Below are 13,862 nucleotides of genomic sequence, written 5' to 3' on the forward strand. Positions count from 1 at the left end.
GGACCTGTCTTCGGCCCCTGAAACGACGTGACGATGCCGCCGGAAGCGGCTATTGGAGGGCGCGCGTCGGCCCCCCCAGATCACTGAGGGCCGTGACCTCGCTAGAATGGCGGATATGCCTGAATTTTTGTCTCTGTCCCGTCCCCGCTTCCTCATTGCCAGCACAGTGCTTCTCAGCCTCGTGCTCGCGACTGATGCCTTCGCACAGGCTGGCCCGCCGGGCGCGCCGCCGCCTCCACCTGCCCAGGGCGGCCTCGGCCCGAACCCGATGTGCGTGCGCCTTGAAGGTCAGCTCGCCGCGCTCGACCGCGGGACGGGCGGCGATCCCGCACGCGAGGACCAGATCCGTCGCTACCAGGATTCCCAGGCCAAGCAGCAGGCCGAGCTCGACCGCGTCACCATGCAGGCCAAGCGCATGGGCTGCGACTCCTCCGGCTTCTTCTCGCTGTTCAACGGCCAATCCGCACAATGCGGTCCGGTCAACACCCAGATCCAGCAGATGCGCGCCAATCTGGACCAGATCACCGGCAATCTCGAGCGCCTGCGCGGTGGCGGTCCCGGCGGCAGCCCCGAACGCGACAGCCAGCGCCGCTCGGTGCTGATGGCGCTGGCGCAGAACAATTGCGGCCCGCAATACGCCAATGCCGTGCAGTCGCAGGGCGGCAACTTCCTGAGCAATCTGTTCGGTGGCGGCAACAACCCCAACAATCCGCCGGGCGCGCCGCCAGCCGATTTCGGCGGCCCGCAGTCCGGCACCTATCGCACCGTCTGCGTGCGCACCTGCGACGGCGCCTATTTCCCGATCTCGTATGCGACCGTGCCCGCGCGCTTCCCCGACGACGAGAAGACCTGCAAGGCGCTTTGTCCAGCGGCCGAAGCCACCCTCTACGCCCACCGCAATCCCGGTGAGGACATGAGCTCCGCGGTCTCCATCAGCGGCCAGCCCTACACGGCGCTGCCGACCGCCTTCAAATTCCGCAGCGAGTTCAACCCGTCCTGCTCCTGCAAGGCGGCCGGCCAGAGCTGGGCCGACGCGCTGAAATCGGCCGACGACAAGGCCGCCGTGGAGCAGCAGGGCGACATCATCGTCACCGAGGAGAGCGCCAAGAAGATGCAGCAACGGCAGCTCACCAAGGGCGCGCCGGCGAATGCAAAGAAGGGCGCAGCGCCGGCCACCGCCGCCGCACCGGCCGCGACCCCGCCTGCGGATGCGAGCCCCACGACCACGTCGGAGAACAAGCCGATCCGCTCGGTCGGCCCGCAGTTCTTGCCGCAGCAGCAAAAGTAATCAGCCACACCACGGCGACCGTAGGGTGGGCACAAGCGCGTAGCGCTGTGCCCACCGCTCGAAATGGTGGGCACGCTTCGCTTTGCCCACCCTACTCTGTCAACTCATCCCTCGAACGCGTCGATCGACGCCTGACCGCCGCGCGAGATCAGCGTCTCGTCGGGTGCGGGCAGCTTTTCGCCCCGATCGCGGAAGCGGTTGGTGATGGGATAGCGGCGGTCGCGGCCGAAGTTTTTCCGCGTCACCTTCACGCCCGGCGCGGCCTGGCGGCGCTTGTATTCGGCGACGTTGAGCAGATGGTCGATCCGGGTCACCGTCTCGCGGTCGAAGCCGGCTGCGATGATCGCCTCGAGCGGCTCCTCGTGTTCGACCAGACGTTCGAGAATCGCATCGAGCACGTCGTAAGGCGGCAGTGAATCCTGATCGGTCTGGTTGTCGCGCAGCTCCGCCGTCGGCGGCCGCGTGATGATATCGGGCGGGATCACCTCGCCCGCGGGCCCTAGCGCACCCTCGGGCTTCCATCCATTGCGCAAGCTTGCGAGCCGGAACACCTGCGTCTTGTAAATGTCCTTGATCGGATTGAAGCCGCCGTTCATGTCGCCATAGAGCGTGGCATAGCCGACCGACATCTCGGACTTGTTGCCTGTCGTCACCACCATCAGCCCGGTCTTGTTGGAGATCGCCATCAGCAGCGTGCCACGGGTACGGGCCTGAAGGTTTTCTTCGGTGATGTCGGGCGGCAGATTCTTGAAGATGCCGGACAAGATGGTCTCGAAGCCGTTCACCGCTTCCGCAATCGGCAGCACTTCGTAACGGATACCGAGATGGCCGGCGAGTTCGCCGGCATCGGCAATCGAGTGTGCTGCCGTGTAGCGATAAGGCAGCATCACGCCGTGCACCTGATCGGCACCGAGCGCATCGACCGCGATCGCCGCACACAGTGCGGAATCGATGCCGCCGGAGATGCCGAGCAGCACGCCGGGAAAGCCGTTCTTGGTCACATAGTCGCGCAGGCCCAGCACGCAGGCAGCGTAATCGGCGCGGTCGCCTTCCGGCTGCTCGGCGATCGGACCGGTGCAGCGCCAATCGCCGCCGTTCCTGGTAAAGCGCAACGTCGTGATGCTCTCTGCGAACGCCGGCAATTGCGCGGCGAGCGAGAGATCGCCATTGAGCGCGAACGAGGCTCCGTCGAACACGAGCTCGTCCTGGCCGCAGACCTGATTGAGATAGACCAGCGGCAGGCCGCTCTCGGTGACCCGCGCGACCGCCACCGACAGGCGCACATCGTTCTTGTCGCGGGCATAGGGCGAGCCGTTCGGCACCAGAATGATCTCGGCGCCGGTCTCGGCGAGCGTCTCGACCACGTTCTCGTAATCCTCGGACTCTTCCAGCCAGATGTCCTCGCAGATCGGCACGCCGATCCGCACGCCGCGCACGGTGACAGGGCCCGAGGCAGGTCCGCGCGAAAACAACCGCTTCTCGTCGAACACGCCGTAATTCGGCAGATTGCACTTGAAGCGAAGGCCCGCGATGCGCCCACCATCGAGCAGCGCGCAGGCATTGTAGAGCTTGCCGTCCTCGACCCAGGGCGTGCCGACCAGCAATGCCGGGCCGCCGTCAACGGTTTCGCGCGCGAGCGCCTCGATGGCCGCGCGGCAGGCGGCCTGGAAGGCCGGCTTCTGCACCAGATCCTCCGGCGGATAGCCGGCGATGAACAATTCCGGAAACAGCACGAGGTCGGCGCCATCGGCGATGGCGCGCGCTCGTGCGATGCGAACCTTCGCGGCATTGCCCTCGATGTCGCCCACGGTCGGATTGAGCTGGGCGAGCGTGACCGCGAATGCGCTGAGACGTTCGGTCATGGTCGTCTCGTCCAGCTAGAGGAAACCCAATCGCTCGATGATGGCGATGATCCAGAATGCGCCGGCCATCAACAGCGCGACGCCCACTGCGGCCGAGCCCATGTCCTTGACCCGGCCGATCTGCTTGTCGTGGTCCATGGTCAGGCGATCGGCGAGCTTCTCGATCGCGGTGTTGAGCAGCTCCACGACCAGCACGAACGCAACCGCACACACCAGCTCGACGGCGCGCATCGCGGTGGCGGCGACGAACCACGCCACCGGCAGCGACAGGATCAGCGCAAAGATCTCCTCGCGGATGGCCTGTTCCGAACGGAACGCAAAGGCCATTCCGTTGCGGGAATTGATCGTGGCCTTCCAGAATCGCAGCAAGGTCCTAGAGCCCCGCTGCGGCCGGCATCGGCCGAACCTTGCCGGCGCGTTCCTGCTTCAGCAGTTCGGCGACCAGGAAGGCCATGTCGATGGATTGCTCCGCATTGAGACGGGGATCGCAGACCGTGTGATAGCGGTCGTTGAGATCCTCGTCGGTGATGGCGCGGGCGCCGCCGATGCACTCGGTGACGTCCTGGCCGGTCATCTCCAGATGCACGCCGCCGGCATAGGTGCCTTCCGCGGCGTGGATCGTGAAGAACGACTTCACCTCGGACAGCACACGGTCGAACGGCCGCGTCTTGTAGCCCGTCGTGGAGGTGATGGTGTTGCCGTGCATCGGATCGCACGACCAGACCACCACCTTGCCCTCGCGCTTCACCGCACGGATCAGGCCCGGCAGATGATCGGCGACCTTGTCGGAGCCGAAGCGGTTGATCAGGGTCAGCCGGCCGGGCTCGTTGTCGGGGTTGAGCACGTCGATCAGCTTCAACAGCTCGTCGGGCTTGAGCGAAGGGCCGCACTTCAGGCCGATCGGGTTCCTGATGCCACGGAAATATTCGACATGACCATGATCGAGCTGACGGGTGCGGTCGCCGATCCAGATCATGTGACCCGAGGTCGCATACCAGTCGCCGGTGGTGGAATCGACCCGGGTCATGGCCTGCTCATAGCCGAGCAGCAGCGCCTCATGGCTGGTGTAGAAATCGGTGGCACGCAGCTCGGGATGGCTTTCGAGATCGAGGCCGCAGGCGCGCATGAAGTTGAGCGCCTCCGAGATGCGGTCGGCCAGCTCCTTGTAACGGCGGGACTGCGGTGAATCCTTGAGGAAGCCGAGCATCCATTCATGCACGCTGCCGAGATTGGCGTAGCCGCCGGTCGCGAACGCGCGCAGCAGGTTCAGCGTCGCGGCCGACTGGCGATAGGCCATCAGCTGGCGCTGCGGATCGGGAATGCGCGCTTCCTTGGTGAAGGCGATGTCGTTGACGATGTCGCCGCGATAGCTCGGCAGCTCGACACCACCCACCTTTTCGGTCGGCGACGACCGCGGTTTTGCAAACTGGCCGGCGATGCGGCCGACCTTCACCACCGGCACCGCGCCGGCATAGGTCAGCACCACCGCCATCTGCAGCAGCACGCGGAAGAAATCGCGGATGTTGTTGGCGCCGTGCTCGGCAAAGCTCTCGGCGCAATCGCCGCCCTGCAGCAGGAAGGCCTCGCCGGCGGCAACGCGCCCCAGCGCCTTCTTCAGATTGCGCGCCTCGCCGGCGAACACCAGCGGCGGAAACGTCGCAAGCTGCGCCTCGACGTCGGCCAGGGCCTTGGCGTCGGGATATTCGGGCACCTGTAGCACCGGCTTGCTGCGCCAGGACTCGGGCGTCCACCGCTCGGACATCGCAATCTCTCCGTGAAGCAAAAAGTGCAACCTGATCTGTGGGTTGCGAGGGCCGCCTTATACACAGGCTGGCACGACACCGCCAGTTGTAAATCCATTTTGCAACGCAAACCCTTGCGAGCAAAGCCGAATTCGCATTTGCTAGGGGGCGGCAGAAGAAACCGGCAAGACAGCTTCCCCCATGGACGCGCCACTGGACGACGTTTTCATCGACGAGATCAGCTTCCCGGCGACCGACGGATATGCGCTAGCAGGCACGCTGTTTCTGCCGCGCGGCGCCAAGCGCAATGCCGTCCTGATCAATTCGGCGACCGCCGTCCCGCGCAAGATCTACAAGGGCTTTGCCTCCTACCTTGCCCATCGCGGCTGCGCGGTGCTCACTTACGACTATCGCGGCATTGGCGACTCCCGCCTGCCGGCGATGGTCGGCCACATCAAGCCGAAATCGCTGGTTGGTTTCAAGGCCTCGATGTCGGACTGGGCCGCGCAGGACGTCACCGCCGCGGTGCGCTGGATGCGCGAGCGCTATCGCGGCCTTCCGCTCGCTTACGTCGGCCACTCCTTCGGAGGCCAGGCGCTCGGGCTGATCGAGAACAACAGCGAGATTTCGCGCGCGGCGTTCGTGGCCTCGCAGGCTGCGACCTGGCGGCTGATGACGTCGCCTGAAAAATACCGCGTCTTCGCCTTCATGAATTTTGTCGGCGTGCCCCTCACCCATGCGCTCGGCTACGCGCCGGGCTGGGCCGGCATCGGCGAGGATTTGCCCAAGGGGGTGTTCCTGCAATGGGCCGAGTGGGTCTCGAGCCCGCGCTATCTGTTCGATTCGAAACTGCCGGCGCTGGAGAACTTTGCGAGATTCGAAGGCGAGCTGCGCGCGCTCTGCTTCTCCGACGATCCCTGGGCGACGCGACCCGCGGTCGAGCTGCTCACGTCAGGCTTCACTGCGATCAAGCCGGAAGTGCTGACGGTGAAGCCGTCCGACGTCGGTGCAAAGGCGATCGGCCATTTCGGCTTCTTCCGCCCCGAACACCGCGACACGCTGTGGCGTGGCCTCGCGGAATGGATCCAGGGAGAGTGAGCGTCACGCCTTGTTGAAGGCAGCCGCCTCCTTCTCGTCATTGATGCAATGAAACTGATCTCCGCCGTTGCCGTTTGGCAACTGCTACGACGTCGGCAACGCGATTCATCGCGTATGCGGGACGCCGCGAGGAGATCATGCAAGATTCCGCCAAGAGCGCTGTTGCAAGCGAAAGCAAGGTCCCCGAGGTCACGCTCGGCTTCTGGATCATCAAGATCGCCGCCACGACGCTGGGCGAGACCGGCGGCGACACTGTGACGATGACGCTGAACTGGGGTTATCTCGCCGGCACGTGCCTGTTCCTGGGGGCGCTGGTCGTCCTGGTCGCGGCACAGATCCGCGCGCAGAAATTTCATCCGGCGCTGTATTGGGCAACCATCGCGGCCTCGACCACCTTCGGAACCACGATGGCCGACTTCGCCGACCGTTCGCTCGGGATCGGCTACACCGGTGGCGCGACGCTGCTGCTCGCCTGTCTCGTGCTGGTGCTGGGTCTCTGGTATCGCACCGAAGGCACGATCTCGGTCAACAGCGTCAGCACGCCGCGGGCGGAAGCCTTCTATTGGGGAGCGATCACCTTCTCGCAGACGCTGGGCACCGCACTCGGCGACTGGATCGCCGACACCGGCGACATGGGCTATCGCGGCGGCGCGCTGATCTTTGCGGCCGGGCTCGCCATTGTCGCAGCACTCTATTTCTGGACGCGTATCTCTCGCGTGACCCTGTTCTGGGCTGCCTTTATCCTGACGCGGCCGCTGGGCGCAACTGTCGGCGATTTCCTCGACAAGCCGCTCGACCAAGGCGGACTGGCGCTCAGCCGGCCGCTGGCCTCGATCGTGATTGCGACATTCATGGTGATCTGCCTGCTGCTGATCCCGCAGCGCGCGGGGCAGCATCCGGGCGATCACGCAACCGAGCGCGCCTAGCGGATGATCGTCGTCAGCGACGAGTAGCGCTTGTTCGGCCTGGCCTCGGCCGCCGAGAACTGCGCAAAGGCGTCGCTGACACGGGTCGCCGGCGGCGTGTCGCTGGCGAAGCGGAATTCCTGTGGCCGCGGCGCGTAAAAGCTGGCGCTGTAGTAGGAATCATCGAAGCGCGCCTCTCCGATCCCGAACAATGCGTCGCATGCGTACAGGAGCGCGTAGACTCCCACGACTGCGACGACGACCTCCTTGAGAACTGCCATGTTGATGCCCTGCCCTTTTGCGGCAGAATGCAGGCCGGTTCCAAAACTCTGGTTTAAGGCGCCGCGCTTCTTGTCCGCACGGTTTGCCTCTCCTGAGCGGATTGCAGACAATTTTATCGATCTCGCAAGGAGAGCGCCTCGCGATTTGCTTCCGAGGCGACAGGAGCGGCGCCGGGCTGGCCGGCGGCGCAACTTGTCCGCCATAGGCAACAAGGCCGCGGCTTGCAACTCTGGGTCAGAAAACGGGCTCGTCCTTCAGCGCCGCGATCACCTGCTGGCCCGGCGCGGTGAGACGATACGTCACCAGTGGACGGCTCGACGGCGGCTTGCGGTCGATCTCGACGATGTAGCCGCGCACCATCAGCGCTTCGAAGCTGCCGTAATAGCCGTACATGCTGATCTGGTTCTGCCTCAGCAGCTTGAACTCGCGCAGCAGGCGGATCTCGTTGCCCGAAAGCAGCGAGCGTCGCACCCGCTGCACGAAGCTCGCGCGCTGCTCGAACCAGGTCGCATCGGGCAGCTCGCGCGCAGCAGGCACGGCGTCGCGGTCGCAAGGACGCGCCTCGACATCCGCCTTCACTGCCGGGACCGACGGCAAGCTGCTGCCGACCGCTTCCCTGGCATCGTCGAGCAAGGCGATCGGCCAGCGCCGCTTGTTGTCGATCATGACAGGCGGCGGCACCACGTTGTCGCGCACCAGCTGCTCGAAGCGGCCGGCGGTGACGCCGACATAAGCAGCCGCGCGGCGGCGATCGACCAGGCGGGCCTCCCGCCCGTGCCCCAGCTCGCAAGCGATCGTCTCGTTCACCCCAAATCCCCCACCGCATCGTTGCGGGCGCGTCGCCGCGCGGGCCCGAAGGGCCCGTCGGCGGATGACACTAGGGTGAAATCAGCGTTCTCAAAAGGCAGAGAGATTCGTACAGGTTGCTGCCGTTTCGGCAACAGCTATAGTGGACCAGGGGTCCCATGCGCTTTCATTCACCTTCCATCCAGTATTTCCACGCCGTCCGTCGCACCGGCTCGATCCGGGCTGCGGCGCGCCTTTTGAACGTGGCTTCGTCAGCCGTCAGCCGCCAGATTCTCAAGCTTGAACAAGAGGTTGGATCTCCGTTGTTCGAGCGGACCGCGCGCGGCCTGACGCTCACGACCGTGGGCGAGATGCTGGCCCGCCACGTCATGAACGTGCTGCAGGACCTCGATCGCTTCCGTTCCGACGTCGCATCGCTGTCCGGGGCCTGGCACGGCACCATCAGCATCGCCTGCATCGAGTCCCTCACGGAGTCGGTGCTGCCGGATCTGATTGCCTCGCATCGCAGCAGGGCCCGGCGCGTCAGCTTCACCACCGAGGTGATGGGGTCATCCGACGTGCTCGAGGCCCTGCGGCGGGGTGAAGCCGATATCGGCATCGCCATCGCGCTCAGGCATCCGCCCGACCTGCGCCAGGTCGCGTTGAAGCGGTTTCGCCTCGGTGCCCTCGTCGCCCGCGAACATCCGCTGGCGCGCCGCAAGACCGTGACGCTGGAGCAATGTCTCGCCTTCCCCGTCATTCAGGCGCTGCCGGAGCTGTCGATCTATCATCTGCTGCAGCCCTTGATCGCACAGCTGTCCGAGACGCCGGAGCCGGCGATCCTGGCCAACTCGATCGACCTGATGCGCGAGCTCGCCGCGCGCGGCGTCGGTATCGCCTTCCAGACCCAGCTCGGCATCGGCAGGCTGTCGCGCGACGCGCAGCTTGTGTTCCTGCCGCTCGACAATGCCGGCAGCCCGGTCTGGTCGGATCTCGGCATCTATGTCCGCGCCGAGCGCACCCTGCCCGCCTTTACGGACTCATTTCTCCAGGAGCTGGTGCGCGAGCTGGGCGAGCGCGAGCGGCGCGAGAGCGCGGCGTACCCGCACGTCACGTGATGCGCGCTCAGGCGTGACCGTTCTCCCTGCGATGCCCGACATCGCTGAGGCGGTCGACCCAGGCGATGCCGATCGCCGAGATGATGAAGGTCAGATGGATCAGCACCTGCCACATCACGCCGGTCTCGGTGAAATTGCTGCGCGTGGTTCCGAGATTGCCGGCCTCGATGAAGGTCCTGAGCAGCGAGATCGAGGAGATGCCGACGATCGCCATCGCGAGCTTGATCTTGAGCACGCTGGCATTGACGTGACTCAGCCATTCCGGCTCGTCGGGATGGCCGCGCAGATTCAGGCGCGAGACGAAGGTTTCGTAGCCGCCGACGATCACCATCACGAGCAGGTTCGAGATCATGACGACGTCGATCAGCCCGAGCACGACCAGCATGATCTGCTGCTCGCTGGCGTCGAACGAGTGCGCGACCAGGTGCCAGAGCTCTTTCAGGAACAGCAGCACATAGACCGCCTGCGCGACGATCAGGCCGACATAGAGCGGCAATTGCAGCCAGCGCGAGCCAAAAATCAGCCGCGGAAACAGGCCGACCGGCGGGTTCGCCAAAGCTGCTTTGGGTTCGGACGACATCGATGACTCCAGGAAGGCGAAGCAGGAAAAACCAAGGTGTGATTTAGAGACTTGCGATGACAGGCACGAGCTCGAGCGAGCCGCGATAGATCATCTCGAAGGCGACGTAGACGATGATGGCGAGGCCGACATAGGCGATCCAGCGCTGCGTCTGCAGCAGGCGGCCGAGCAGATCGGCGGCAACGCCCATCAGCGCGACCGACAGCAACAGGCCGAACGCCAGGATGTAGGGATGCTCGCGCGCGGCGCCCGCGACCGCGAGCACGTTGTCGAGCGACATCGAAACGTCGGCGGCAACGATCTGCATCGCCGCCTGCCCGAACGTCTTGCGCCGCACCTCCGTGTTGCCACTATTGCCATGACTGAACGCGAGCTGGCTGGAATGCGCCGCCTGCTCGCGCAGCTCGCGCCACATCTTCCAGCACACCCATAGCAGCAGCACGCCGCCGGCCAGCAGCAGGCCGATCACCTGCAAAAGCTGCGTTGCAACGCCGGCGAAGACGATACGCAACGCGGTCGCGGCGGCGATGCCGACGATGATGGCGCGGCGACGCTGCTCGGACGGCAGACCGGCGGCGGCAAGGCCGATGACGACGGCGTTGTCGCCGGCGAGCACGAGGTCGATCAGAACGACCTGGAGCAGCGCCGTCAGCGCGTCGGCCGTGATGAAGTCAATCATGTCTCGTCATTCTTCGGATCTGACGGGTCCAGCCAGTGCGGCTTGCGGCGCTCGATCCAGTCGAAGGCCTTTGAGCGCGACGCGCGTAGCGCCGGCACGTCCTCGGCGAGCAGCGCGAGGCCGAGCGGCAGCATCCAGATGCCAAGCACCGGCAGGAACGACAGCACGCCACCGACGACGAGCAACGCGCCGGAGGGAATCCGGATCCAGCGGCTGGACGGTTGCAGGAGATAGTCGACGGTGCCGGCAAGGCGCGGCGGTAACCGATGGACGAGCGCGTCGAGCCGCGGGTCGCCGCCGGCAGGTCTGCCGCTGGCGCCCCCGGATTTCGTCCTCTGTTCGTTCGAAGCTGTGCTCATCGATCACCCCTTCGCGGCGGTACTGGCCGCTCCGACCGGCTTGGCGCGCGGCAGCACCAGCGTCAGCAGGCGCAACAACTTGATCGCCTGCACCTCGTGCGGATGCACGTCTTCGTCCGCCGCCGCGACGCGCTCCGACAGCTCGATGAGATGGGACGACAGCGGCAGATCCGAGACCGGACGCAGTGTGTCGATGACGACATTGGCGAAGTCAGGCTCCTCGAGCCGTGCGGCGAGCTCGTCGAACATGGACGACAGGCGGTCATCACTGATGTGCGGCGCCAGACCGCGCTCCCTGATGAAGCGGATCACCTCGTCGCGCTCGACCGGTGACACGCGGCGATCGGCGACTGCAACCAGCGCGCCTGATATCACCAGCGCTACTGCAGCCTGCTCGTTGAAGCGCGACGGCTCGGTGATCTCGGCTTCGATGGAATTGGTGTCGTTGGCGTCAGACATCGTCGCTCCCAGTGCTTGCGAAATGGCCGCGCGGAGCTTTGCGATGGGGACGATGAGGTCGGAGAGAGGTCAAGAAGGCCCGACAATCGGCTGATCCATCGCATTCGCGCGGGGACAGGTCATCCGACATCGCGAGGTTTTGCTGAGAGGGTCAGCGTCCTCGCCAGAGGGGCCCGGATTCTTGTTCGCTCGAGAGATAAAGATGAGGAGGAGGGAATCAAGCCGGCCGACGTGCGGCGAGCCGCCGCAGCGAGGTTCCATGTTGCCATATTCCTCGCCGTCATCGCCCGCGTAAGCGGGCGATCCGGTACTCTGTGACAACAGTGATCCGCCGATAAGCCGCGGCGTACTGGATTCCCCGCCTGCGCGGGGGAATGACAGCGGAGTGTTCGCGCGTCTACCCCACCCGCTCCACGAGATCCGCGCGCGATGGTGACGGATCGAACCGGTCGCCGAAATATTGCGTTTCGTGCGCCACCAATCCGTCACGCAGTTCCATGATGCTGACGACGTAGGACGGCACCCCGTCATAGGTCAGGACGAACTCGCTCACCCAGAGATCGCCGCCGCCGATGATCCGCCGCACCGTAAAGCGCTTCTTGTTCGGCTGCACGAAGCGGCTCTGCTGAATGTTCCGGCGTCCGCGGATGCGTTCGCCGGACTGCGGATAGTCGAGCACGGCATCGTCGCGATAGATGTCATGCTCGGCCTCGAAATCGTTCGCGTCCGAAGCGTCCCAATGACGCTGCAGCGCCGCGCGTGTGGCCAGGTCATCCATCGCGATCTCCCGCCTTGTCGTTTCCCGCTTCTAGATCAGCGTGCAGGCGGGCGGCGGCAAGACCCCCTAGCAAAGTCTAACAACGCCTAACGCGCCAAAGCCACGATCCGGGTGCAGATTGAGACTGCCTCGATCCGGAATCCGCCGGGTCGACGGGCGGCGCCGGAGACAGAAATGGCACGCTTGCTGTCCGTCAATGTCGGCCTGCCGCGCGACGTCGCCTGGCAAGGCAGGACGGTCCATACCGGCATCTGGAAGGCTCCCATCGAGGGCCGGCGCAGGGTGCGGCAGCTCAACATCGATGGCGATGGCCAGGGAGATACCGCGGGTCACGGCGGCGAACAGCGCGCGGTGTACGTCTATCAGGACGCATCCTATCGCTACTGGCAAGGACATATGGGGCGCTCGAACCTCGTCCCTGGTCAATTCGGCGAGAACTTCACGGTCGAAGGCCTCGCCGATACCGACGTCTGCATCGGAGATCGCTACAGGATCGGCTCTGCCTTGTTTGAAGTGACCCAGCCGCGCGTCACGTGCTACCGGCTCGGCATTCGCATGCAGGAGCCCGACATGGCCGCACTGCTGGTCAAGCACGGCCGGCCCGGTTTCTATTTTCGCGTGATCGAGGAAGGTGACGTCGGGGCCGGCGACGAGATCATTCAGGTCGCGCGCGGACCTGAAAGCATGAGCGTGGCCGAGATCAATGCGCTGCTTTACCTGCCCCCTCACCCGCGCGATGGTCTCGAACGCGCGCTGAGGATTCCGGCGCTGAGCCGTGGCTGGCGCCATTCCTTCGAGGCCCTGCTTGGCCAGAATGCGCCAGCCGGCAATGCCGGGCTCGGCCCGGCGGCGGGCCCGCCTCCGGCATGGCGCGGATTCCGGCCGTTCCGCGTCGAGCGCAAGATCGTCGAAACCAACGACGTGACGTCGTTGGTCCTCGAACCTGCGGATGGACACGCCGGGGCCGCCGCCCTGCCCGGTCAGTTCGTCATCATCAGGTTCGGGCCTCCCGACACGGCGGCAATGACCCGCAGCTATTCGCTATCGAGCCGGGCTGATGCGGCGTCCTACCGCCTCAGCATCAAACGGGAGCCGCACGGCATCGCCAGCACATACGTCGCCGACCAGCTCCGGCCCGGCGACGTCGTGCAACTCGGTGCGCCCCGCGGCAGCTTTACGCTACGACAAGACACGCAACCCGTCGTCCTGCTGAGTGCCGGCATTGGCGTGACGCCGGTGCTCGCGATGCTTCACGCGCTCGCAGCAGAAGCATCGCAACAAGATGTCTGGTGGCTGCATGGTGCCCGCAACCGCCGCGAGCATGCCTTCGCGGTCGAGGTGCGCGAACTCCTGACCAGACTTCCCCACCATCATAGCCATGTCTGCTACAGCAGGCCCGATCCCGGCGATCGGCTGGAAATCGATTTCGACAGAGTAGGACATCTGGATGCTGCCCTGCTCCGGCAACTCGATTTGCCAGGAGACGCCGACTTCTATCTGTGCGGACCGGGCCCCTTCATGAGCGACCTCACCTCGGGGCTCCGCGCGTCGGGCGTGGCGCCCGATCGTATCCACACCGAGTTGTTTGGCGCCGGGCCGTCGCTGACGCCGGGCATCGCGACGTCGACGAAGAAGATGTCCCCGCATAGGCCGGCGGGAGCGGCGGGTCCCGGGCCCATGGTGTCCTTTGCCCGTAGCGGCCTCAATGTCCGCTGGGCGCCGTCCTATGCCAGCCTGCTCGAGCTGGCCGAGGCCTGCGACATCCCCGTGCGCTGGTCATGCCGGACGGGAGTGTGCCACAACTGCGAGAGCGGCCTCATTGCCGGTGACGTCAGCTATCAGCCCGATCCGCTCGACGCGCCGGCGGACGGAAATGTGCTGATCTGCTGCGCCCGGCCCCACAGCGACATCGTGATCGATCTCTAA

Annotated in this window: 15 protein-coding genes; 5 read left to right on the top strand and 10 right to left on the bottom strand. The window is 65.3% G+C overall.

The genetic code is table 11. The annotated features are described in order from the left end of the window. The first annotated feature begins 106 nt into the window (after positions 1-106). A complete protein-coding gene (locus XH80_RS39245) occupies positions 107-1,288 on the top strand; it encodes a DUF2865 domain-containing protein (protein ID WP_271603236.1) in 1,182 nt (393 codons plus the stop codon). Between the two features lie 104 nt (positions 1,289-1,392). Here the strand turns inward: XH80_RS39245 and XH80_RS39250 are convergent, their stop codons facing one another. From XH80_RS39250 to XH80_RS39260, 3 genes are read right to left on the bottom strand one after another with little or no spacing between them, the layout of a single operon-like run. Continuing rightward, positions 1,393-3,150, bottom strand: a complete 1,758-nt coding sequence (locus XH80_RS39250) for an NAD+ synthase (RefSeq protein ID WP_271603237.1) — start codon at positions 3,148-3,150, stop codon at positions 1,393-1,395. Between the two features lie 15 nt (positions 3,151-3,165). After that, complete coding sequence (locus tag XH80_RS39255; RefSeq protein WP_271603238.1) at positions 3,166-3,519, bottom strand: diacylglycerol kinase; 354 nt, start codon at positions 3,517-3,519, stop codon at positions 3,166-3,168. A gap of 4 nt (positions 3,520-3,523) precedes the next feature. Further along, positions 3,524-4,912, bottom strand: coding sequence for a class II 3-deoxy-7-phosphoheptulonate synthase (locus tag XH80_RS39260; RefSeq protein WP_271603239.1), 1,389 nt, complete (start codon positions 4,910-4,912; stop codon positions 3,524-3,526). Positions 4,913-5,093: 181 nt separating this feature from the next. Between XH80_RS39260 and XH80_RS39265 the strand changes: the two genes are divergently transcribed. Both XH80_RS39265 and XH80_RS39270 read left to right on the top strand, forming a co-directional pair. Continuing rightward, a complete protein-coding gene (locus XH80_RS39265; protein WP_271603240.1) occupies positions 5,094-5,990 on the top strand; it encodes an alpha/beta hydrolase family protein in 897 nt (298 codons plus the stop codon). Between the two features lie 137 nt (positions 5,991-6,127). Further along, entirely contained in the window at positions 6,128-6,916 is a 789-nt protein-coding gene (locus XH80_RS39270; RefSeq protein WP_271603241.1) for a COG4705 family protein, read from the top strand. On the opposite strand, the gene XH80_RS39275 is transcribed toward XH80_RS39270, so the two are convergent. Together XH80_RS39275 and XH80_RS39280 are read right to left on the bottom strand one after the other, a co-directional pair. Beyond that, positions 6,913-7,176 carry a hypothetical protein gene (locus tag XH80_RS39275; protein ID WP_271603242.1) on the bottom strand — a complete coding sequence of 88 codons (264 nt, stop codon included), beginning with the start codon at positions 7,174-7,176 and terminating at the stop codon, positions 6,913-6,915. The two genes, XH80_RS39270 and XH80_RS39275, sit on opposite strands and share 4 nt — an antisense overlap. A gap of 235 nt (positions 7,177-7,411) precedes the next feature. Next, positions 7,412-7,984 carry a hypothetical protein gene (locus XH80_RS39280; RefSeq protein ID WP_271603243.1) on the bottom strand — a complete coding sequence of 191 codons (573 nt, stop codon included), beginning with the start codon at positions 7,982-7,984 and terminating at the stop codon, positions 7,412-7,414. Positions 7,985-8,142: 158 nt separating this feature from the next. Between XH80_RS39280 and XH80_RS39285 the strand changes: the two genes are divergently transcribed. Beyond that, the gene (locus tag XH80_RS39285) at positions 8,143-9,081 is read left to right on the top strand and encodes a LysR family transcriptional regulator (protein ID WP_271603244.1); all 939 of its coding nucleotides are present in this window, start codon (positions 8,143-8,145) and stop codon (positions 9,079-9,081) included. A gap of 7 nt (positions 9,082-9,088) precedes the next feature. On the opposite strand, the gene XH80_RS39290 is transcribed toward XH80_RS39285, so the two are convergent. The 5 genes from XH80_RS39290 to XH80_RS39310 all read right to left on the bottom strand — a co-directional run bounded on the left by XH80_RS39290 (position 9,089) and on the right by XH80_RS39310 (position 11,936). Beyond that, positions 9,089-9,661: a TIGR00645 family protein gene (locus XH80_RS39290; RefSeq protein WP_271603245.1), complete on the bottom strand. Its 573-nt coding sequence runs from the start codon at positions 9,659-9,661 to the stop codon at positions 9,089-9,091. 43 nt (positions 9,662-9,704) lie between these two features. Next, entirely contained in the window at positions 9,705-10,340 is a 636-nt protein-coding gene (locus XH80_RS39295) for a TerC family protein (RefSeq protein WP_271603246.1), read from the bottom strand. Beyond that, entirely contained in the window at positions 10,337-10,699 is a 363-nt protein-coding gene (locus XH80_RS39300) for a hypothetical protein (RefSeq protein ID WP_271603247.1), read from the bottom strand. The genes XH80_RS39295 and XH80_RS39300 overlap by 4 nt, the downstream gene beginning before the upstream one ends. Before the next feature lie 3 nt (positions 10,700-10,702). Then, positions 10,703-11,158: a TerB family tellurite resistance protein gene (locus XH80_RS39305; RefSeq protein WP_271603248.1), complete on the bottom strand. Its 456-nt coding sequence runs from the start codon at positions 11,156-11,158 to the stop codon at positions 10,703-10,705. A gap of 397 nt (positions 11,159-11,555) precedes the next feature. Further along, positions 11,556-11,936 carry a nuclear transport factor 2 family protein gene (locus XH80_RS39310; RefSeq protein ID WP_271603249.1) on the bottom strand — a complete coding sequence of 127 codons (381 nt, stop codon included), beginning with the start codon at positions 11,934-11,936 and terminating at the stop codon, positions 11,556-11,558. 174 nt (positions 11,937-12,110) lie between these two features. On the opposite strand from XH80_RS39310, the gene XH80_RS39315 reads away from it, so the two are divergent. Further along, complete coding sequence (locus XH80_RS39315) at positions 12,111-13,862, top strand: MOSC and FAD-binding oxidoreductase domain-containing protein (RefSeq protein ID WP_271603250.1); 1,752 nt, start codon at positions 12,111-12,113, stop codon at positions 13,860-13,862.

It is taken from the genome of Bradyrhizobium sp. CCBAU 45384 (genome assembly GCF_028128665.1).
Classification (GTDB): Bacteria; Pseudomonadota; Alphaproteobacteria; order Rhizobiales; family Xanthobacteraceae; genus Bradyrhizobium; species Bradyrhizobium manausense.